Genomic DNA, 20097 nt, shown 5'->3' with positions numbered 1-20097 from the left:
AGGGCGCTTGATACGGGTCAAATGAAGCGCAAGCCTAACCCGGTTGCGGTGCAGATGCATGCGTTGGGCGCGTGACTGTAAGGTTCTGCTGTTTAGCGCAGCGCGAGTACCGCTGACCATTGCTCGGCGGTCACCGGCATCACCGAGAGACGGCTGCCTTTTTGCACCAGCGGCAGTTCGGCCAGTGCGGTTTGTTGCTTCAGATAGCCCAGGCCGAGTACCTTGGGAAACGTCTGGACGTGGGCCACGTTGATCGCGCTCCACGGGTTTTTGTCCGGGCCGGCCTTGGCGTCGAAATAGTGGCTGGAAGGGTCCAGCGCGGTGGGGTCGGGATACGCCGCCGCGACGATTTTGCCGATGCCGGCAATGCCAGGCTCCGGGCAACTGGAGTGGTAGAAGAAAAACGCATCGCCCACCGCCATCGCGCGCAGAAAGTTGCGCGCTTGATAGTTGCGAACCCCATCCCATGGCGTTTCGCCGAGGTGTTCCAGGCCGGTGATGGAAAGTTCGTCGGGCTCGGATTTCATCAGCCAGTAGGCCATTGGGCGGCTCCTGAAAAAGGCGTTGGACAGGTTGTCGGGCAATTGCATGACAAACCGACGGTCGGTTGGCGTCAAGGTTTGCGTGTTGGTTCACGTTAACGCAGAATGCCGGGATTTTAAGCTTGACGCAGCTGCAACGGACTACTTTGGAACGTTGTTGTCATCGTGTACGAGGTGCCTGAAGGGGGGCAATCGATGCAACGTAAACCGGATTTACTATGGATATTGGTTATTTTGTTTGGTCTGGGCGTCGTGACCACCGGGTATGCACAGAGCTTTTGGTCGAACAAGACCGATGCGCCCATTGAGCTGACTCAGCAGCCGCCACAACCGTTCAAGCGTTAACCCTTCTTCAGGGCGTCGCAGGTTCCAGCGACGCCTGCGCGATATACCATTTCTTATCGGTGACGGTGCCCGCCAACGGCACATCCCAGCTCGCCTGCACCAATCGTTCGACTTTCTGACATTCATGGGCCAGGCCCAACAGCGTCGGCTTGCGCCAGTGCTGGCGGCGCGCCAGGTAAGCCAGGCTGCGGTCATAAAAGCCGCCGCCCATGCCCAGGCGCCCACCCGCGTCATCGAACCCAACCAATGGCAATAACACCAGATCCAGCGCCCAGACCTTGCGCTGGCGGCGGACATTCGTGCGTGGTTCAAGAATGCGAAAGCGATTGGGCAGCAGCTTCTCCCCAGGCCGAACACGCTGGAACACCATCTTGGTCCGTGGCCAGGCGCTGAGCACCGGCAGGTAGGTGGCCTTGCCCCGCCGCTGGGCCGCACGCAGCAGCAAGCGCGGATCGATTTCACCGTCCGTCGGTAGATACAGGGAAATATGTTTGGCCCGGCGAAACAGCGGGTGCTGTGCCAGTTGCCGATACACGCCTTGGGCGGCTTCGCGTTGCTCGCTCGGCGTGAGGGCGCGGCGGGCGTTGCGCAACATGCGTCGAAGTTGCGGACGGGAAAGCGGCGCAGGTTCGGTCATGGTTTTTCGGCTCATAAAACAATGCCAGTCCTGGGACTGGCATTGAGTTTGGGATTCAGGCTCCCCGACAGAACCGCTGTCGACTAAGCCCTTGAACCCGAAAGTTCAAGGTGGAAGATGCAGTAGGCTTTAAGGCTTTCCGTCTAGCGGACATGCACACCAGCCAAACGTGCAACTTCCAGGGTAGTGCGAATCGGCTCCGGGACATCGCCGACTGGCAAGCACGCCAGGGAGTGGGGCGAGTATACCTTAAACGGGCGCGGCAATCAGCCCTTGGGTGCCTCGGAATCGTTGGACAGTGCCAGGTCCACACGCTCCAGTAGGTCACGCACCTGCTCGCGCGTCGAGCCGCTGGCCTGTACGTCAGGGCGCTCCTGCTTGTGCAGCAAATCGTGGGTGATATTCAGCGCGGCCATCACGGCGATGCGGTCGGCGCCGATTACTTTGCCGCTGCTGCGGATTTCACGCATCTTGCCATCCAGGTAGCGGGCGGCGCTCACCAGGTTGCTGCGCTCTTCCTGGGGGCAAATGATCGAATATTCTTTGTCGAGAATCTGCACGGTGACGCTATTGCTTGAACTCATGAGTCTTGCTCCAGGGCCTTCAGGCGCGAAATCATCGATTCGACCTTACGCCGGGCGATTTCGTTTTTTTCAATGAGGTGAGCGCGTTCCTCGCGCCAGGTCTTTTCCTGAGCTAATAGGAGTCCGTTTTGCCTCTTTAGTTGCTCGACCCGATCAATTAGCAATTCGAATCTGGCCATCAGCGCTTGCAGGTCGGTGTCTTCCATTGGGTTCCACTGGATTTGTCTGATGAATGGCAACTGCAGGATAAACGATCTGACGCCCTTGATAGTCTTGGTACGTCTGCCGGTGCTAGGATACAGCGCTCCATTCTAGACATTGCGCCGTCTGGCGCCTAGCTCACCATGCCCATTCAGAACTCCCCGTATGATGCTTTTACCAAACTGCTGAGCACCAGCGGTCATCCTTGCTCGCCTGCCGAACTGCACGGCGTGTTGCTGGGCCGCAGTTGCACCGGTGTCGGCTTTGATGCCGACAACTGGTTGGCCGATGTGGCCGAACTGCTGGAAACCGAACCCAACGATAACGTGCGTAACGCGCTGATCGGCCTGCAGGAAATGGTCAAGGGCGAGCTGACCGGTGATGACGTCACCGTGGTTCTGCTGCTGCCGACCGACGATGCACCGCTCACCGAGCGCGCTGCCGCGCTGGGCCAATGGTGCCAGGGCTTCCTCCATGGTTTTGGCGTGAACGCCAGCGGCCTGGAGCTGAGCACCGACGCCAAGGAAGTGCTGCAGGACCTGGCCGCCATCTCCCAGGTGCAAGATGCCCTGGAAGAATCCGAAGACGGTGAAGGCGATTACATGGAAGTCATGGAGTACCTGCGCGTCGCGCCGTTGCTGCTGTTCACCGAGACCCGCAAGTCCGCTGAACCGGTCGCGGCTAAGCCGTCGTTGCACTAAGGCTGTCACTGCACCAAGAAAGGAAACCCATCTGCCCATGATCCATATCCCGAAAGCGGAATACACCCGTCGCCGCAAGGCGCTCATGGCGCAGATGGTGCCCAACAGCATCGCGATTCTACCGGCCGCTGCCGTGGCCATCCGCAACCGTGATGTCGAACATGTCTACCGCCAGGACAGCGATTTCCAGTACCTGAGCGGCTTCCCCGAGCCCCAGGCGGTGATCGTGCTGATGCCCGGTCGCCAGCACGGCGAGTACGTGCTGTTCTGTCGCGAACGCAATGCCGAGCGCGAACTGTGGGACGGCCTGCGCGCAGGCACCGAAGGCGCGGTGCGTGATTTCGGCGCCGACGATGCCTTCCCCATCACCGATATCGACGACATCCTCCCCGGCCTGATCGAAGGCCGCGACCGGGTGTATTCGGCCATGGGCAGCAATGCCGAGTTCGACCGGCACCTGATGGAGTGGATCAACGTCATCCGCTCTAAAGCGCACCTGGGCGCCCAGCCGCCGAACGAATTTGTTGCCCTGGATCATCTGCTCCACGACATGCGCCTGTATAAATCGGCGGCGGAAGTGAAGGTGATGCGTGAAGCTGCGCGAATTTCCTGCGCGGCCCACGTGCGGGCCATGCAGGCCAGCCGCGCTGGCTTGCATGAGTTCAGCCTCGAAGCCGAGCTGGATTACGCGTTCCGCAAAGGCGGCGCGAAGATGCCGGCCTATGGCTCCATCGTCGCTGCTGGGCGCAACAGCTGCATCCTGCATTACCAGCAGAATGACGCGCTGCTCAAGGACGGTGATCTGGTGCTGATCGACGCCGGTTGTGAGATCGACTGCTACGCCAGCGACATCACCCGCACCTGGCCGGTCAACGGCACGTTCTCGCCCGAGCAAAAGGCGATCTATGAAGTCGTGCTGGCCTCCCAGGAAGCCGCCTTCGCCGAGATTGCACCGAACAAGCATTGGAACCAGGCCCATGAGGCCACCGTGCAGGTCATCACCGCCGGGCTGGTGAAGCTGGGTTTACTGCAAGGTGACGTTGACGAACTGATCGCTAGCGAAGCCTACAAGCCTTTCTATATGCACCGCGCCGGCCACTGGCTGGGGATGGATGTGCATGATGTCGGCGAGTACAAAGTGGGCGGTGAATGGCGTGTGCTGGAAGTCGGCATGGCGTTGACCGTGGAGCCGGGGATCTATATTTCGCCGGACAACCAGAACGTGGCAAAGAAATGGCGTGGCATTGGCGTGCGCATCGAGGACGACGTGGTAGTGACCAAACAAGGCTGTGAGATTCTGACCAGCGGCGTGCCCAAGACCGTCGCCGACATCGAAGCGTTGATGGCGGCCGCCCGATGAGCCGGGTCAACCTGGCCATTATCGGCGGCGGCCTGGTGGGCGCCAGCCTGGCGTTGGCGTTGCAGTCCGGGGCCAAGGCGCGGGGCTGGAAGATCGTACTGATCGAACCCTTCGCGCCGGGCGACAGCTACCAGCCGAGCTACGACGCTCGCTCTTCGGCGCTGTCCTATGGCGCACGGCAGATTTATCAGCGTTTGGGCCTGTGGCAGGCCATCTCCCGCCGCGCCGAACCGATCAAGCAGATTCATGTGTCGGACCGCGGGCGCTTCTCCACTGCGCGTTTGTCCGCCATGGAAGAGGGCGTGCCGGCCCTCGGCTACGTAGTGGAAAACGCCTGGCTCGGCCAATGCCTGTGGCAAGGCCTGGATAAGGACGTGGTCAGTTGGCGCTGCCCGGCTGAAGTCACGCGCATGGAGCCGTTGCCCGACGGCTATCGCCTGACCCTCAACGACGAAACCGTGCTCGAGTGTGACCTTGCCGTGCTGGCCGACGGCGGTCGCTCCGGCCTGCGTGAGCAATTGGGTATCGCCGTGAAAGCCCGCCCGTACAACCAGAGCGCGCTGATCGCCAATATCACCCCGAGCGAAGCCCACAACGGCGAAGCCTTCGAGCGTTTCACCGACGACGGCCCGATGGCCCTGCTGCCGCTGCCGGACAACCGCTGCGCGTTGGTCTGGACCCGTGCCGGCATGGACGCGCAGCGTCTGGCCAACCTGGATGAGCGCAGTTTCCTCAGTGAATTGCAGGGCGTGTTCGGCTACCGCCTGGGCACCTTGAAGCAAGTCGGGGCGCGGCATCTGTACCCGCTGACCCTGGTGGAAGCCGAAGAACAAGTACGCTCGCACCTGGCGATCCTCGGCAATGCCGCCCACAGCCTGCACCCGATTGCGGGGCAGGGTTTCAACCTGTCCCTGCGCGATGCGAGTGCCCTGGCCGAGGCCTTGCTGGCCGGGCCAGCGGTGCCGGGTGACCTGGCGACCTTGCAGGCATATCGCGAGCGTCAGCGCATGGATCAGAAGCTGACCGTGGGCTTCTCCGATCAGGTCACGCGCCTGTTCGGCAGCGCCCAGCCGCTGGTCGCGCTGGGGCGCAACATGGGCTTGCTGGGTCTGGATTTGCTACCGCCGGCCAAACGCTGGTTCGCCCGTCAAGCCATGGGCCTGGGCACGCGTCCGGATGCGTAAGTGGCTGATCGCCCGTCTGGGCAAAGCGCGCTTGTTGCGTTGGGTCATGAGTGTGTACCCGCCGTATTTGGGCGCGGGGGTTCGCGTGCAGCAGATGAGCGCGGATTTCCGGCATGTCAAAGTGCGCATGGGCCTGGGCTGGTACAACCGTAACTACGTCGGTACGCAATTCGGCGGCAGCCTGTATTCGATGGTCGACCCGTTCTACATGTTGATGCTGATGGAGAACCTGGGCCGCGACTACATCGTCTGGGACAAGGCCGCGAGCATCGACTTCATCTCGCCGGGCAAAGGCCCGGTGTATGCCGAATTTTCCATCGACGATGCCTTGCTGGATGAGGTTCGTCGACAGACGGAGGGCGGCGAGAAGTACTTGCCCCACCTCAAGGTCCAGATTCATGACGGCTCCGGCACCCTGGTGGCGCGGGTCGACAAAACCCTTTACGTGCGGCGCAAGCCGCGAGCGAGACAGGCTTAAAGCATGGACATGCGCGCAGATGTGCTGATTGTCGGGGCCGGAATGGTCGGGAGCGCCCTGGCGCTGGCGTTGCAGGGCAGTGGCCTGCAGGTGCTGTTGCTGGATGGCAGCCCGCTGAGCGTCAAGCCGTTCGAGCGTGACGCTGCCTTCGAGCCACGGGTGAGCGCCTTGTCGGTCGCCAGCCAGCGCATCCTTGAGCGCCTTGGCGTGTGGGACGGCATCGTCGAACGGCGCGCCAGCCCGTATGGCGAGATGCAGGTGTGGGACGGCAGTGGCACCGGGCAGATCCATTTTTCGGCGGCCAGCGTGCATGCCGAAGTGCTCGGGCATATCGTCGAAAACCGCGTGGTCCAGGATGCCTTGCTCGATCGCCTGCACGACTGCGACCTGGGCCTGCTGGCCAATGCGCGCCTGGAACAGATGCGCCGCTCCGGCGATGACTGGCTGCTGACCCTGGCCGACGGCCGCACGCTGCGCGCGCCGCTGGTGGTCGCGGCCGATGGCGCCAACTCCGCAGTACGTCGTTTGACCGGCACCGCGACCCGCGAATGGGATTACCTGCACAACGCTATCGTCACCAGCGTGCGCAGCAGCCAGCCGCACCAGCGCACAGCTTGGCAACGCTTTACCGACACCGGCCCGCTGGCGTTTTTACCACTGGTGCGCGATGGGCAGGAGGACTGGTGTTCGATCGTCTGGTCGACCACGCCGGTTGAGTCCGCGCGCCTGATGGCGTTGGATGATGAACACTTCTGCCGTGAGCTGGAGCGCGCCTTCGAAGGGCGGCTGGGCACGGTGCTCAGCGCCGACCCGCGCGTGTGCGTGCCATTGCGCCAGCGCCACGCCAAACGTTATGTGGCCGAAGGCCTGGCGTTGATCGGTGACGCGGCCCATGTGATCCACCCGTTGGCGGGGCAGGGCGTGAACCTGGGTTTTCTCGACGCGGCCGTGCTGGCCGAGGTGCTGTTATCGGCGACCGAACGCGGTGAACGCCTGGCGGATGTGAAAGTACTGAGCCGCTATGAGCGTCGGCGCATGCCGCATAACCTGGCGCTGATGGCGGCGATGGAAGGTTTCGAGCGCTTGTTCCAGGCCGATCAACTGCCGTTGCGTTGGCTGCGCAATGCCGGCTTGAAGGTGGTCGACCAGATGCCGGAAGCCAAGGCGATCTTCGTGCGCCAAGCCCTTGGCTTGACCGGGGATCTGCCGGAGCTGGCCAAACCCTGACACACAATACAGTGCCTTGTGGGCGCCGGGCGTGCCCGCGATGAACTGCCGATCGCGGTCGTGCAACATCTCGTAACTCCTCCGCTGAGTGTTTGATTGAGATGCTAAATGTGAGTCCTTATCATTTGTGCTCTTTTGTTCACGAGAGACCGCACCCATGTCGGCACCCAAGCGCCTCCTGACTGCCCTGGCACTCACCCTCATCGGCAGCTCCACCGTGCAGGCGGCCGACGAAGTCGTGGTCTACTCCTCGCGCATCGACGAACTGATCAAGCCGGTGTTCGATGCCTACACCCAGAAAACCGGGGTGCAGGTGAAGTTCATCACCGACAAGGAAGCCCCTCTGATGCAGCGCATCAAGGCCGAGGGCGAAAACGCTACCGCCGACCTGCTGCTCACCGTGGACGCCGGCAACCTCTGGCAGGCCGAGCAGATGGGCATCCTGCAACCGTTCACCTCCAAGGTGATCGACGCCAATATTCCGCTGCAATACCGCTCGTCCACCCATGCCTGGACCGGGTTGAGCCTGCGTGCGCGGACCCTCGCCTATTCCACCGACCGGGTGAAGCCGGGCGAGCTGACCACCTACGAAGCCCTGGCCGACAAACAATGGGAAGGCCGCCTGTGCCTGCGCACGGCGAAAAAGGTCTACAACCAGTCGCTGACCGCCACCCTGATCGAAACCCATGGCGCGGCCAAGACCGAAGAAATCGTCAAGGGCTGGGTCAATAACCTGTCCACCGATGTGTTCTCCGACGACATCGCCGTGCTCGAAGCGATCAACGCCGGGCAGTGCGACGTTGGCATCGTCAACACTTACTACTACGGCCGCCTGCACAAGCAGAAGCCGAACCTGGCGGTGAAGCTGTTCTGGCCGAACCAGGGCGACCGTGGCGTGCATGTGAACCTATCCGGCATCGGCCTGACCAAGCACGCGCCGCACCCCGAAGCGGCCAAGGCGCTGGTGGAATGGATGACCACGCCTGAGGCGCAGAAGATTTTTGCCGACGTGAACCAGGAATTCCCGGCCAACCCGGTGGTGGCGCCGTCGGCTGAAGTGGCCAGTTGGGGCAAGTTCGTGGCGGACACCTTGCCGGTGGAAGTCGCGGGCAAGCGCCAGGCAGAGGCGATTCGCTTGATGGATCGGGCCGGCTGGAACTGAATGTGTCTGTGGGAGGGGGCTTGCTCCTGATGGCGGTCGGTCAGTCACTGATGAGGTGACTGGCACTGCGCTATCGGGAGCAAGCTCCCTCCCACACTGTTTTGTGTCTGTCTGTAGATCATCCTTTCCCAGGGAATTTGCTCTTGGCCCACTCCGCCCAACGCCGCTGGTACCTGCCGGTCTTCAGCGTCGCCGCCCTGGTGTTGCTGCCGCTGAGCGTGCTGTTGCTGTCCTGGCAAAGTATCGATGTGCAAATCTGGTCCCATCTGTGGGAAACCCAGATGCCGCGCCTGTTGGGCAATACCTTGACCCTGGTGCTCGGCGTTGGCGTCGGCGTGACCCTGTTGGGTGTGAGCCTGGCGTGGCTGACCAGCCTCTGCGAATTTCCCGGGCGGCGCTGGCTCGATTGGGCGCTGATGCTGCCGTTCGCGATCCCGGCGTATGTGCTGGCGTTTGTGTTTGTCGGCCTGCTGGACTTCGCGGGGCCGGTGCAAACCCTGCTGCGTGAAACATTCGGCAGCGGCTTGCGCCTGCCCCGCGTGCGCTCCACCGGTGGGGTGGTCGTCGTGTTGGTGCTGGTGTTTTATCCCTACGTTTATTTGCTGGCGCGCACGGCGTTCCTGGCCCAGGGCAAGGGCCTGATGGAAGCGGCGCGCGTGCTGGGGCAATCGCCCTGGCAAGCCTTCTGGCGCGTGGCCCTGCCCATGGCGCGGCCGGCGATTGGCGCCGGGGTGGCCCTGGCGCTGATGGAGACCTTGGCGGATTTCGGTGCGGTCTCGGTGTTCAACTTCGATACCTTCACCACCGCCATTTACAAGACCTGGTACGGCTTTTTCAGCCTGTCCAGCGCGGCCCAACTGGCCAGCCTGTTGCTGCTGGTGGTGATGCTGGTGCTTTACGGCGAGCGTCGTGCCCGCGGTGCCAGTCGGCCGAGCAATGAGCGGCCGCGCGGCAAGGCGCTGTATCACCTGCGCGGGTGGAAGGCGGCGGTGGCGAGTGGTTGGTGCGGCCTGGTGTTTGCCTGTGCCTTTGTCATTCCGATGCTGCAACTGGTCGCCTGGTTCTGGCAGCGCGGCCGCTTCGACCTGGACGAGCGCTATACGGGCCTGATCGTCCACACCCTCTACCTGGGCGGTATCGCGGCGCTGGTCACTGTCAGCGTGGCCCTGATCCTGGCCTTCGCCAACCGCCTGGCACCGACCCGGGCGATTCGTTCCGCCATCGGCCTGGCCAACGTCGGATATGCCTTGCCGGGCTCGGTACTGGCGGTGTCGATCATGTTGGCGTTCAGTTACCTGGACCGTGAATGGGTGGTGCCGTTGTCGGGCTGGCTCGGCGGCGCGGGCAAGCCCTTGTTGCTGGGCAGTTTGTCGGCCTTGGTGCTGGCGTATCTGGTGCGCTTCCTGGCGGTGGCTTACGGGCCGCTGGAAAACAGCTTGGCGCGTATTCGTCCATCGTTGCCCGAAGCGGCGCGCAGCCTTGGGGTGAGCGGCCCACGACTGTTTTGCAAAGTGTATCTTCCGTTATTGCTGCCGGGCACCCTGAGCGCCGCGTTGCTGGTGTTCGTCGACGTGCTCAAGGAAATGCCCGCGACCCTGCTGATGCGCCCGTTTGGCTGGGACACCCTGGCGGTGCGGATCTTTGAGATGACCAGTGAAGGGGAGTGGGCGCGGGCATCATTGCCAGCCTTGACCTTGGTGCTGGTCGGCCTGTTGCCGGTGGTTGGACTGATACGACGCTCCGCTCGACAAATCGGTTAGGTGCCAGTCCTACGGCTTGAGGCTACAATGCGCGGCATTCGGTACGCTCCGTGTTTCGGACCGGCTCGTTGGATGTGGCGGCAGGCCTTTTAATTCAAGGTGTTCAGCCCATCCCGCAGCCCTGCGTACCTTCGCCAAGCCCGGAAGGAGAAACCCATGGGACAGCGCACGCCTCTGTATGACCTGCATCTCGCCCTCGGCGCGAAAATGGTCGATTTTGGCGGTTGGGATATGCCTCTGCACTATGGCTCGCAAGTGGAAGAACACCATCAGGTGCGACGCGACTGCGGGGTGTTCGATGTATCTCATATGACCGTGATCGATGTCACCGGCCCCCAGTCCAAGGAATGGCTCCAGTACCTGCTGGCCAATGACGTCGACCGTTTGCATGGCTGCGGCCGTGCATTGTACAGCGCCATGCTCAACGAGCACGGTGGGGTGGTGGACGACATGATCGTCTACCGCACCGACACCGGTTATCGTCTGGTGGTCAACGCCGCCACCCGTGACCAGGACATGGCCTGGATGCAGGCGCAGTTGGGCACTTATCAGGCGCAACTGCACGAGCGTTCCGAACTGTCCATGCTCGCTATCCAGGGCCCCCACGCCCGGCAGAAAATCGCCGAGCTGGTGACTCAGTCGCGTGGCACCCTGATCCACCAGCTAAAGCCCTTCGAAGGCCAGGCCGACGGCGATTGGTTTATCGCCCGCACCGGCTACACCGGCGAAGACGGCCTGGAAATTGTCCTGCCAGCCGATCAGGCCCCAGGATTTTTCAACGATCTGGTGGGCGCGGGTATTTCACCCATCGGCCTCGGCGCCCGTGACACCCTGCGCCTGGAAGCCGGTATGAACCTGTATGGCCAGGATATCCACCAGGACGTTTCGCCCCTGGCGGCCAACATGGCCTGGAGCATTGCCTGGGAACCGGCCGAGCGCCGTTTCATCGGCCGCGCCGCGCTGGAAGCCGAACTGGCGGCCGGTGTGCAGACCAAATTGGTCGGTTTGGTGCTGGAAGAGCGTGGGGTTTTGCGCGCTCACCAGGTGGTTCGTATCGCCAATGTTGGCGAAGGGGAGATCACCAGTGGTAGTTTCTCTCCTACGCTGAGCAAATCCATTGCTTTGGCGCGTGTACCGACGGCGACAGCCGATCGGGCCGAAGTGGAAATCCGCGGCAAGTGGTATCCGGTTCGAGTGGTCAAACCGACCTTTGTGCGCCATGGTAAAACCTTGATCTAACTATTCCGGCAGGCCAATGGCCGCTGACATTTCTTCTTGAGGACATAGACTATGAGCGATATCCCTGCCGGCCTGCGTTTTGCCGAAAGTCATGAATGGGCCCGTTTGGAAGCCGACGGCACCGTCACCGTCGGGATCTCCGACCATGCCCAGGAAGCCTTGGGTGATGTGGTGTTTGTAGAGTTGGCCGAAGTCGGCAAAGTGTTTGCGGCGGGTGACACGGCGGGTGTCGTGGAGTCGGTTAAAGCGGCTTCTGATATCTACTCGCCAGTTGCTGGCGAAGTGATTGCGGTTAACGAAGAACTGGGTGGCAGCCCTGAGTTGCTGAACACCGACCCTTACGGCGCTTGGATCTTCAAGCTCAAGCCAAGCAGCGTTGACGCCGACCTGGCCAAATTGCTCGATGCTGACGCCTACAAGGCCGCCATCGGCGAGTGATTCCGCTGCAGGAGCCGGTCACCCGGCTCCTGCAACTGGCTTTCAGCGTTTCAACACGGCCTTCACGGCCGCTACCGAGCGTTCCACATCCGCCTCTGTCATCGCCGTGAACATCGGCAACGACACGATCAAACGCCCAACACGCTCCGCCACCGGGAACATGCCTTCCTTGAAACCCTGTGCCCGATACAGGCTCAACAGGTGGATCGGCGGGTAGTGATAGCCAATGCCGACGCCGTGGGCCTGCATCTGCTCCATGAATGTGGCACGGGCGGGCAGACCGTCCTGGCGCTCCGGCAGGACCAGTTGGAACAGGTGCCAGTTGCTGTTTTCGAAATCTGCCGGTGGCAGTTGCGCGCCGGATTGTTCTTCAAAATCACTGCCGAAGCACTTGAAGTAGTGCCGCGCCAGGTTCTGGCGGTGAGCGGTGATCTCCTGGATATGGGCAAATTGCCCCAGGCCGATGGCGGCGGCGATGTCGGTCATGTTGAACTTGCCGCCCAGCACATCCACGTCCAGGCCGTCGAAGCCGGTGCGGGTGACGCCCTGCAAGCGGTACTTCTCTGCCAGGCGTGCTTCGTCGGCGTTGTTCAACACCAGGCAGCCGCCCTCGGAAGAGGTGATGTTCTTGTTCGCCTGGAAGCTGAACGACACGAAGTCGCCGGTGGAGCCGATCCGCTCACCGTTCCAGCTCGAACCCAGTGCCTGGGCGGCATCCTCAACGATACGCAGGTTGTACTTGTTGGCCAGTGCGTAAAGCATCGGCATATCCACGGGCAGGCCGGCCAGGTACACCGGGATGATCGCTTTGGTGCGCGGGGTAATGGCCGCTTCGACCTGGGCCAAGTCGATATTGCGGGTTACCGGGTCGATATCGGCAAACACCGGCGTGGCGCCGACTTCCAGAATCACGTTGGCCGTGGCGACCCAGGAGATCGGCGTGGTGATGACTTCATCACCCGGCCCGATACCGGCGATGCGCAGGGCGATCTCCATGGTGCAGGTGCCCGAGTTGAAGGTGCGTACCGGTCGCCCGCCAAAGTATTCCGACAACTGCGCTTCGAACGCCTGCACTTTCGGCCCGCTGGTGATCCAGCCTGAACGGAGTACATCACCGACCGCCGAGATGGTGGCTTCATCAATGGTAGGTTTGGAAAATGGCAGAAAGGGCTGTTGGCTCATGACGACGAAGGCATCCGTTTCAGATAGACGATGAGAGAAGGCGTATCAATACCGGCATGGTTGCACGGCTTGACTGAATATAGCCTGTCTTCTGTGAATGAAACGTCACCCAAACGGCGAAAATACCGCATTGAACGCGGCATTTTCTGCTGCGAGTCAGAAGGAAACGCGCGCCTCCAGAAACATATTCTGCTCTTTGAGCTTGCCTTTGAGCTGCTCATCCCGTGCGTTCACGCGGTTGGCGAAGGTGTTGTAGCCCGTTTCCACATCGCCCATGGCGATATAGCGATAGCCGGCGCCGAGGGTGAGTTGTTCGCTGATCTTGGCCTCCAGCCCCATGCCGACGCTGTAGGCGAAATTGTGCTGGCGGTTATTGGCAAAACGCCGGGTCTCGTTGGTTTGGTAGCCCTCGGCGCTAATCCGCGCCACCCCCACCCCGGCCATGCCGTAAAACGACAGCCAATCATTGATCGGGATGTCCTTGTAGCCATTGAGCATCAAGCGCTGGCTATGGACCTGCAGGCTGTTGACGTTGGCATTGAAGGGCGCCCAGTAGGATTTGAAGGTCGAATTCTTCGGCATGGTGTATTCCCCTTCCAGGCGCCAGCCATCGGCAAAGGCATAACCCGTGGCGAAAGAGGCGACGATAGACTTGCTGCTATCGGGCGCCTCCACCCGGTCGGTGACGCGTGGGCTGGTCAGTAGAGCGCTGGAGAGATTCTGGCGGGCGTGGTTGAGCTTTAACGACCCGTACCAGTTTTCTGCATGGGCGTAGGGGGTAAAGAGCGCAGAGAGCAGCAGCGCGTAGGCAAGTTTTTGCATGGAGGGGATTCGCTTGATGTAAAGGGAACCCTTAGCTTGTTGCCTAGCCCTTGAGGGTTCGACAGGACTTCTCTGTCAGCGGCTGGAAAAAATAGACTATCTGCGTAGTGCCCGGGGGCGATGACTGTAGGAAATGATCCAAAAAAAATGCCGCTCAGAAGCGGCATTTTTTATGGGGCGAGTCTTACTCGGTGACAGCGTTTTTCGCGAGGATGGCGTTGGCCAATTCCATATCCGTGGCTTGGAGGCCAGGGTTGTCGGCGCGGACTTTCTGCATGGCGGCTTCCAGGTACGGGCCGCGGATGCCGCCGTCGCTGGCAACAAAGCTGCCTGCGTCGTCTTGGGCGGCAACCACCAGCTTGTGGTCCTTGAAGGTCAGGTACGTCGAGCCGGTCGTGGCGCCCGACGAGATGACATTGCGCCAGAAGCTGTCGGCCATGGCTGAACCGACAGGTAGGGAAAGCACGGCGAGGGTGGCGACAGCATATTTGAGACGCATGGCGGGTGACTCCGGGTGGGTTATCTGTACTCTATGATTGTAGTTAGCCCAATCGAGTTCCATCACTGACTAAACAGTTTCAACCTGCAAAGTCGTCCCATCCTGTGCAATCACGCGTACATGAGCGCCTACGGGGGTGTCCGGGCCGGTCACGATCCACACGCCATCGCCGACTTTTATCTTGCCGCGGCCATCCACAATCGCCTGATGCACGACAAACGTGTGGCCGATCAGCTCAGAACCCCGCTCGTTGAGCCCCGGTTGGTCGCTGGCCTTGGCGCTGCTGCGCTGGCGTTTCCACCAGTACACAGCCGTCAATATCGACAATACCGCGAACAGCAGCAGTTGCCATTCCAGCCCGAGCGGCGGCACCAGGAACTTGATCACGCCCACGGCAGCGGCGGCAATACCCATCCACAACAGGTAACCACCTGCGCCGAACACCTCCAGAATCAGCAACACTGTCCCCAGCGCCAGCCAATCCCAAAACGATAAATGCTGCAGGAACTCCCACATGGCGATGGCCTCAGCCTTTCTTGTTGTCGAAAGTCGCTTTGACGATTTCGCCGATACCGCCCACAGCGCCGATCACCTGGCTGGCTTCCAGCGGCATGAGGATCACCTTGCTGTTGTTGGCGGAAGCCAGTTTGCCCAGCGCATCGATGTATTTTTGTGCGACGAAGTAGTTGATGGCCTGCACGTTACCGGTGGCGATCGCTTCGGAGACGACTTGGGTGGCGCGGGCTTCTGCCTCGGCTTGACGCTCGCGGGCTTCGGACTCCAGGAACGCGGCTTGGCGTCCGCCTTCCGCTTCGAGGATCTGCGCCTGCTTCTTGCCTTCGGCGGTCAGGATCGCCGACGCCCGCAGGCCTTCGGCTTCGAGGATCTGTGCACGCTTGATCCGCTCGGCTTTCATCTGGCCCGACATGGCGGCCATCAGGTCAGCAGGCGGGCTGATGTCCTTGATCTCGATCCGGGTGATCTTGATACCCCACGGCGCCGTGGCTTCGTCGACGGTGCGCAACAGTTTTTCGTTGATGCCGTCACGCTGGCTGAGCATCGCATCCAGTTCCATGGAACCGAGTACGGTACGGATGTTGGTCTGCAACAGGTTGCGGATGGCATGTTCGAGGTTGTTCACCTCATATGCGGCCTGGGCGGTGTTGACCACCTGGAAGAAGCACACGGCGTCGATCTGCACGGTGGCGTTGTCGGCGGTGATCACTTCCTGGGGCGGGATATCCAGCACGCTTTCCATCACGTTGATCTTGCGACCGATGCGGTCCATGACCGGGATGATGATGTTGAGGCCGGGCTTGAGCGTGTTGGTGTAGCGGCCGAAGCGTTCGACCGTCCACTGATAGCCCTGGGGCACGACTTTGAAGCCCATGAACAGGATGGCGATGGCCAATCCCACGAAAAGAAGCAGTACGGTTCCGATCTGCATAGCGATTCCCTATCTGAAGATGTCAGTAAAACGACGTTCGGCCGATTGTAGCGGGGTTGTCTGCGATAAGAAGGATTTCACCGCCCGACAGCCAACGGATTTGTTTCTGAATCCCCAGGCGTGACCCGTAAGACTTCCGCCAGGCTGGTCAGCCCGGCTTCAACCCTGTGCATGCCGGCCATTCGCAGGCTGCCCATACCTTGCCGGAGCGCCGTCCGGCGCAAGGCCTGCACGTCGGTACAAGGGGTGATCAGCGACTTGAGCGCGTCGTCCAGCACCATGATTTCGTAGACCCCGGCGCGCCCACGATAACCGCTGTCACGACACTCTGCGCACCCGATCGCTGTGGTGTGCTTGCCGCTCGTCGTGCGTTTGCAGTCGGGACACAAGAGTCGCACCAGGCGCTGCGCCATCACGCCCAATAATGTGGCCTTGATCAAATAATGAGCAATTCCCAGTTCCTGCAAACGGCTGATCGCACTCGGCGCATCGTTGGTGTGCAGGGTCGACAGCACCAGGTGCCCGGTCAGCGCGGCCTGGATCGCCATCTCGGCGGTTTCCTGGTCGCGAATCTCGCCGATCATGATGATGTCCGGGTCTTGGCGCAGCAACGCACGGATGCCGCTGGCGAAGGTCAGGCCGATATTGTGCTGCACCTGCATCTGGTTGAACGCCGGCTCGACCATCTCGATCGGATCTTCCACCGTACACAGGTTGACCTCACGGCTCGCCAGGCGCTTGAGGGTGGTGTAGAGGGTGCTGGTCTTGCCGGAGCCGGTGGGGCCGGTGACCAGGATGATGCCGTGGGTCTGGCGGGTCAGGCTGTGCCAGCGCTCTTGGTCCTGGGCCGAGAGGCCAAGCTGGTCGAAGTCCCTGAGCAGTACCTGGGGGTCGAAAATCCGCATCACCAGTTTCTCGCCAAACGCCGTGGGCAAGGTTGAAAGGCGCAATTCAACCTCCGCGCCCGCCGGGGTTTTGGTCTTGACCCGCCCGTCTTGCGGCTTGCGTTTTTCCGCCACGTTCATCCGGCCCAGGCTTTTCAGGCGGCTGACCACCGCCATCGTGACCTGGGGCGGAAACTGATAGACGTCATGCAGCAGTCCATCGATGCGAAAACGCACGCGGCCCTGGTCGCGACACGGCTCGATGTGGATATCGCTGGCCCGCTGGCCGAACGCGTACTGCAACAGCCAGTCGACGATATTGACGATATGCGCGTCGTTGGCATCCGGCGCCTGGTCGCCGGCGCCGAGGTTGAGCAGGTCGAAATGGCCCGGCGCAGGCGTTGTTTGATCGGCCCCGCTGACCGACTTCGCCAGGCGGTAAAACTCCCCGATGCAGCGCTGGATGGCCTGGGGGTTGGCGACCACGCGCTTGACCGAGCGCTTGAGCACCTGCGCCAGCCCGGCTTCCCAGGCGCTGACATACGGCTCGGCGCTGGCGACTGTGATGCTCTGCGCATCCACGGCCACCGCAAGAATGCCGTGGCGCTGGGCGAACGCGTGGGACATCAACGGCACCAGCGTCGCCACATCGATCTTCAGCGGGTCGATACGCAGGTAAGGTTGCCCGCTACGCTGCGCCAGCCATTGCGTCAGGGTTTCCAGGCAAGGCCCCTGGGCCGCGATGCACTCCAGGGGATGCTGGTTAGGTACGGGCGGCAGCGTCGACAAGCGCTGAGCCACATCGAATGTGACCATGCCTTGTTCGACCAGTGCCGGTAACAACGTGGGCAATTCCAATCGCTGATCAACAGACATTGAGGTATTCCTGGGTGGCACCGGGTGTATTCCCAGGCTAGTCAGCCCCTGGTTCGCTGCCTTCCAGTGTGTATTGCAGGCTTTTACCGGGCGCCTGCCACCACCGCCTGAGGCCGCACGGAATCAGCCGCCCACATCTCCAGCGAGCACACGCTGATCAGGTTTCGAATCTTTTCACCAATCACCTGGGCGCGGTGCCAGCTCAGGCCATCGATCACGATATCGAGGGTCAGCAAGTCTTCCTGGCGATTCACAACGACCTGCCGGGGTGTCAGGAGTTGCAGCGCGAAATAGTTGAGCACCCGGCACAGCACGTCGGGTTCGGCCTCGGCGACGATCTGGTAATGGGCCTGGCAATGGGGATTATTGACGGCCCACGCATCGACGCGGGTAGCGGAGTAGGTGGTTTCGACGGCGTGCATGCTGACTCTCCAGATTTGACTGAAGAAATTTTTACATTCGCCAGCGGAGATTTCTTATCTAAGATGAGCCTGATTCGCAGAAAAATGCACAAATCAATTCAAGATAGCCACAACAATAGGTATTTCTATGCACAGCGAGCTGGACGTCTACGACCGCCGTATCCTGGCCCTGCTGCAAGAGGACGCCTCGCTCTCCAGCGCGCAGATCGCCGAGCAGGTCGGCCTGTCTCAATCGCCATGCTGGCGGCGAATCCAGCGGCTGAAGGAGGAGGGCGTGATCCGCGGTCAGGTCACGCTGCTGGACCGTAAGAAGATCGGCCTCAATACGCAGATTTTTGCCGAGGTCAAACTCAATGCCCACGGGCGCTCCAACTTCACCGAGTTCACCGAGGCGATCCGTGGGTTTCCCGAAGTCTTGGAGTGTTATGTGCTGATGGGGGCGGTGGATTTTCTGCTGCGCATCGTCACGTCGGATATCGAGGCGTATGAGCGGTTTTTCTTCGAGAAGTTGTCGATGGTGCCGGGGATTCAGGAGGTCAATTCGATCGTGGCGTTGTCGGAGATCAAGTCCACCACTAGCTTGCCAGTATTGCGCTGACAGGGCTGGCCTCATCGGGAGCAAGCCCCCTCCCACATTGGAATGCATTCCAAAGTGAGAGGGGGATTGCTCCCGATGGCGATATTACAGACGCAGCAGGGTCTTCCAGGCACGGTTCTGATACACCGCAATCGCCTGGTGCATGCGCGCATCCAGCGATTCATCGGTGATCGGCTGGTTGGCCAGTTGCACCAGCTTGTTCAATTCACCGTACAGGCGGTCGAGTTCCGGGATGTCTACCACCTGGCGTGCGTGGTGCAGCCAGGCCTGGATGCGTTCGATGCGCGGCAGTTGCTCGGCCAGGTCTTCCGGTTGCTGCTGATAGCGCGGCAGTTGCAGGGCGACGGCATCTTCGGCCAGCAGGCGTGGCAGCCAGTTGGTGATTTGCGCAGCGCCCTGGCGGTTGCCGCGCACGTTGCGGTCGGCGGTCCAGGTGCGGTTCAGCAACCAGCGGGAGGTGTTCAGCGAGAACAGGCCCCAGCGCACGTCGGTCAATTCCTCGGCGAATTGCTCCGGCGCGGCTTTGCGAATGTCTTCATCGTCGTCACCGGCCTGGACCAGCGGGCGCCAGTCTTCCAGCAACGCGTCCAGTGTGCTGCGCAGTTCGCTGGTGGATTGACGCGGCGCGGCCTGGCCGAGGCTGCCGAGCAGGGCGCGCAGTTCGCCGAGGTTGTCGACCCACTCTTGCAGCAGGCGCCAGTGGCCGTTGAAACGGTATTGCTCGGCCAGGCGCTGGCTGCTGCCCAGCAGGTGCCACATGATCGCGGCGAAGGCATCGTCCAGCGGCATTTCGGCGTGCAATTGCGGCGCCGGCAGGCTCAGGGAATAGCTGCTGGCGTCATACAGGCGGTAGCCGCGTTCGGCCTTGCTGATGTCACATGGCATCAGCGCCAGGGTCGCAGCCAGTTCGGTAGCCAGTTCCAGCAGGGCGCCTGGTTCACCTTCACGCAGTTCCAGTTCCAGCTCGCAGATTTCTTCTTTCTGCTTGCCGACCACCACATGGCCCAGGTCCAGTGCGGCTTCGATCACCACCTTGGTCTTGCCCCGGCCCCAGGCGATTTCGGCGCGTTCGCGCACGAAGTCGGTGGTGAAGATCGGCTTAAGGGTCTTTTTGTCCAGCTCGGCGAGTTCCTCGGGCCAGCATTCGCCGTCGAGTTTTTTCACGTCGAGCTTGGCTTTGGGCAGTTCCCAGTTGTACTCGTTACGCTCCGACAAGCCGGCGACGCTTTGGCCGCGGGTCTTGAGGGTCTGGATCACGGTGTCACCGTCCTTGCGTAAACGCAGGGCGACTTTGGCCTGGGCCAGATCGCGCTCGGGGGTGTCGAAGTACTGGTTCATCAACTCACGGCGTTCCCAGCCACTTTTGTTGCGTTTTTTCAGTAGCGGGTGCTCACGTAGCGCGGCGAGTGTTTCGCGGCTGACGCGGAGCTTGATTTCGGTTTCTTTCTGCATGGCCGGAAAATCCAGGATCGGGAGCGCAGCCGGGAAAAAGAGTGGCTGCCAAGGTCG

Annotated in this window: 23 protein-coding genes and 1 other RNA gene; 11 read left to right on the top strand and 13 right to left on the bottom strand. The window is 61.5% G+C overall.

All coding sequences use genetic code 11. The features are described 5' to 3' along the window. Positions 1–92: 92 nt before the first annotated feature. Entirely contained in the window at positions 93–542 is a 450-nt protein-coding gene (locus P3S72_RS29185; RefSeq protein ID WP_276195372.1) for an EVE domain-containing protein, read from the bottom strand. A 195-nt stretch (positions 543–737) separates the two neighbouring features. On the opposite strand from P3S72_RS29185, the gene P3S72_RS29180 reads away from it, so the two are divergent. Beyond that, positions 738–887: a hypothetical protein gene (locus P3S72_RS29180; protein WP_276195371.1), complete on the top strand. Its 150-nt coding sequence runs from the start codon at positions 738–740 to the stop codon at positions 885–887. A 7-nt stretch (positions 888–894) separates the two neighbouring features. Here the strand turns inward: P3S72_RS29180 and P3S72_RS29175 are convergent, their stop codons facing one another. The 4 genes from P3S72_RS29175 to P3S72_RS29160 all read right to left on the bottom strand — a co-directional run bounded on the left by P3S72_RS29175 (position 895) and on the right by P3S72_RS29160 (position 2314). Then, on the bottom strand, positions 895–1524 hold the full coding sequence (locus P3S72_RS29175) for a 5-formyltetrahydrofolate cyclo-ligase (RefSeq protein WP_276198010.1): 630 nt from the start codon (positions 1522–1524) through the stop codon (positions 895–897). 57 nt (positions 1525–1581) lie between these two features. Continuing rightward, positions 1582–1760, bottom strand: a non-coding RNA gene (gene ssrS, locus P3S72_RS29170) — 6S RNA. A gap of 30 nt (positions 1761–1790) precedes the next feature. Next, positions 1791–2108 (bottom strand): cell division protein ZapA, encoded by a 318-nt coding sequence (locus tag P3S72_RS29165; RefSeq protein WP_247405663.1) that lies wholly within the window; start codon positions 2106–2108, stop codon positions 1791–1793. Beyond that, on the bottom strand, positions 2105–2314 hold the full coding sequence (locus P3S72_RS29160) for a TIGR02449 family protein (RefSeq protein WP_247405660.1): 210 nt from the start codon (positions 2312–2314) through the stop codon (positions 2105–2107). Before P3S72_RS29160 ends, P3S72_RS29165 begins: the two co-directional genes overlap by 4 nt. 138 nt (positions 2315–2452) lie before the next feature. Between P3S72_RS29160 and P3S72_RS29155 the strand changes: the two genes are divergently transcribed. The 9 genes from P3S72_RS29155 (at position 2453) to gcvH (ending at position 11858) form a co-directional block, all read left to right on the top strand. Continuing rightward, positions 2453–3010, top strand: a complete 558-nt coding sequence (locus tag P3S72_RS29155; protein ID WP_276195370.1) for a YecA family protein — start codon at positions 2453–2455, stop codon at positions 3008–3010. Positions 3011–3047: 37 nt separating this feature from the next. Next, positions 3048–4370, top strand: a complete 1323-nt coding sequence (pepP, locus tag P3S72_RS29150) for a Xaa-Pro aminopeptidase (RefSeq protein WP_276195369.1) — start codon at positions 3048–3050, stop codon at positions 4368–4370. Then, a complete protein-coding gene (ubiH, locus tag P3S72_RS29145) occupies positions 4367–5554 on the top strand; it encodes a 2-octaprenyl-6-methoxyphenyl hydroxylase (RefSeq protein WP_247405651.1) in 1188 nt (395 codons plus the stop codon). The genes pepP and ubiH overlap by 4 nt, the downstream gene beginning before the upstream one ends. Continuing rightward, positions 5547–6032, top strand: coding sequence for a DUF4442 domain-containing protein (locus tag P3S72_RS29140; protein WP_276195368.1), 486 nt, complete (start codon positions 5547–5549; stop codon positions 6030–6032). Before ubiH ends, P3S72_RS29140 begins: the two co-directional genes overlap by 8 nt. 9 nt (positions 6033–6041) lie before the next feature. Beyond that, a complete protein-coding gene (locus P3S72_RS29135; protein ID WP_276198009.1) occupies positions 6042–7259 on the top strand; it encodes a 2-octaprenyl-3-methyl-6-methoxy-1,4-benzoquinol hydroxylase in 1218 nt (405 codons plus the stop codon). Positions 7260–7416: 157 nt separating this feature from the next. Continuing rightward, positions 7417–8421 (top strand): extracellular solute-binding protein, encoded by a 1005-nt coding sequence (locus P3S72_RS29130; protein ID WP_276195367.1) that lies wholly within the window; start codon positions 7417–7419, stop codon positions 8419–8421. Positions 8422–8564: 143 nt separating this feature from the next. After that, the gene (locus P3S72_RS29125) at positions 8565–10181 is read left to right on the top strand and encodes an iron ABC transporter permease (RefSeq protein ID WP_276195366.1); all 1617 of its coding nucleotides are present in this window, start codon (positions 8565–8567) and stop codon (positions 10179–10181) included. 156 nt (positions 10182–10337) lie between these two features. Further along, positions 10338–11420, top strand: a complete 1083-nt coding sequence (gene gcvT / locus P3S72_RS29120; RefSeq protein WP_276195365.1) for a glycine cleavage system aminomethyltransferase GcvT — start codon at positions 10338–10340, stop codon at positions 11418–11420. Between the two features lie 51 nt (positions 11421–11471). After that, positions 11472–11858, top strand: a complete 387-nt coding sequence (gene gcvH, locus P3S72_RS29115; protein WP_276195364.1) for a glycine cleavage system protein GcvH — start codon at positions 11472–11474, stop codon at positions 11856–11858. A 42-nt stretch (positions 11859–11900) separates the two neighbouring features. Here the strand turns inward: gcvH and P3S72_RS29110 are convergent, their stop codons facing one another. The 7 genes from P3S72_RS29110 to P3S72_RS29080 all read right to left on the bottom strand — a co-directional run bounded on the left by P3S72_RS29110 (position 11901) and on the right by P3S72_RS29080 (position 17990). Then, positions 11901–13040: a DegT/DnrJ/EryC1/StrS aminotransferase family protein gene (locus P3S72_RS29110; RefSeq protein ID WP_276195363.1), complete on the bottom strand. Its 1140-nt coding sequence runs from the start codon at positions 13038–13040 to the stop codon at positions 11901–11903. Between the two features lie 156 nt (positions 13041–13196). After that, on the bottom strand, positions 13197–13862 hold the full coding sequence (locus tag P3S72_RS29105; RefSeq protein WP_276195362.1) for an outer membrane beta-barrel protein: 666 nt from the start codon (positions 13860–13862) through the stop codon (positions 13197–13199). A 184-nt stretch (positions 13863–14046) separates the two neighbouring features. Next, a complete protein-coding gene (locus P3S72_RS29100) occupies positions 14047–14361 on the bottom strand; it encodes a DUF2388 domain-containing protein (RefSeq protein ID WP_003176799.1) in 315 nt (104 codons plus the stop codon). A gap of 69 nt (positions 14362–14430) precedes the next feature. Beyond that, entirely contained in the window at positions 14431–14877 is a 447-nt protein-coding gene (locus P3S72_RS29095) for an NfeD family protein (protein ID WP_276195361.1), read from the bottom strand. 10 nt (positions 14878–14887) lie between these two features. Then, positions 14888–15808, bottom strand: coding sequence for an SPFH domain-containing protein (locus tag P3S72_RS29090; RefSeq protein WP_046381704.1), 921 nt, complete (start codon positions 15806–15808; stop codon positions 14888–14890). 77 nt (positions 15809–15885) lie between these two features. Further along, positions 15886–17568 (bottom strand): GspE/PulE family protein, encoded by a 1683-nt coding sequence (locus P3S72_RS29085; RefSeq protein ID WP_276195360.1) that lies wholly within the window; start codon positions 17566–17568, stop codon positions 15886–15888. Between the two features lie 83 nt (positions 17569–17651). Beyond that, positions 17652–17990, bottom strand: coding sequence for a hypothetical protein (locus P3S72_RS29080; protein WP_276195359.1), 339 nt, complete (start codon positions 17988–17990; stop codon positions 17652–17654). A 127-nt stretch (positions 17991–18117) separates the two neighbouring features. On the opposite strand from P3S72_RS29080, the gene P3S72_RS29075 reads away from it, so the two are divergent. Further along, positions 18118–18588: an Lrp/AsnC family transcriptional regulator gene (locus tag P3S72_RS29075; RefSeq protein WP_010167872.1), complete on the top strand. Its 471-nt coding sequence runs from the start codon at positions 18118–18120 to the stop codon at positions 18586–18588. Between the two features lie 84 nt (positions 18589–18672). On the opposite strand, the gene P3S72_RS29070 is transcribed toward P3S72_RS29075, so the two are convergent. After that, the gene (locus tag P3S72_RS29070) at positions 18673–20040 is read right to left on the bottom strand and encodes a CYTH domain-containing protein (protein WP_276195358.1); all 1368 of its coding nucleotides are present in this window, start codon (positions 20038–20040) and stop codon (positions 18673–18675) included. Positions 20041–20097 lie beyond the last annotated feature (57 nt).

It is taken from the genome of Pseudomonas sp. D3 (assembly GCF_029320995.1).
Lineage (GTDB): Bacteria > Pseudomonadota > Gammaproteobacteria > Pseudomonadales > Pseudomonadaceae > Aquipseudomonas > Aquipseudomonas paraveronii.
Note: the sequence above shows the minus strand (reverse complement) of the source record. Positions and strands in the feature narration are given on the sequence as shown.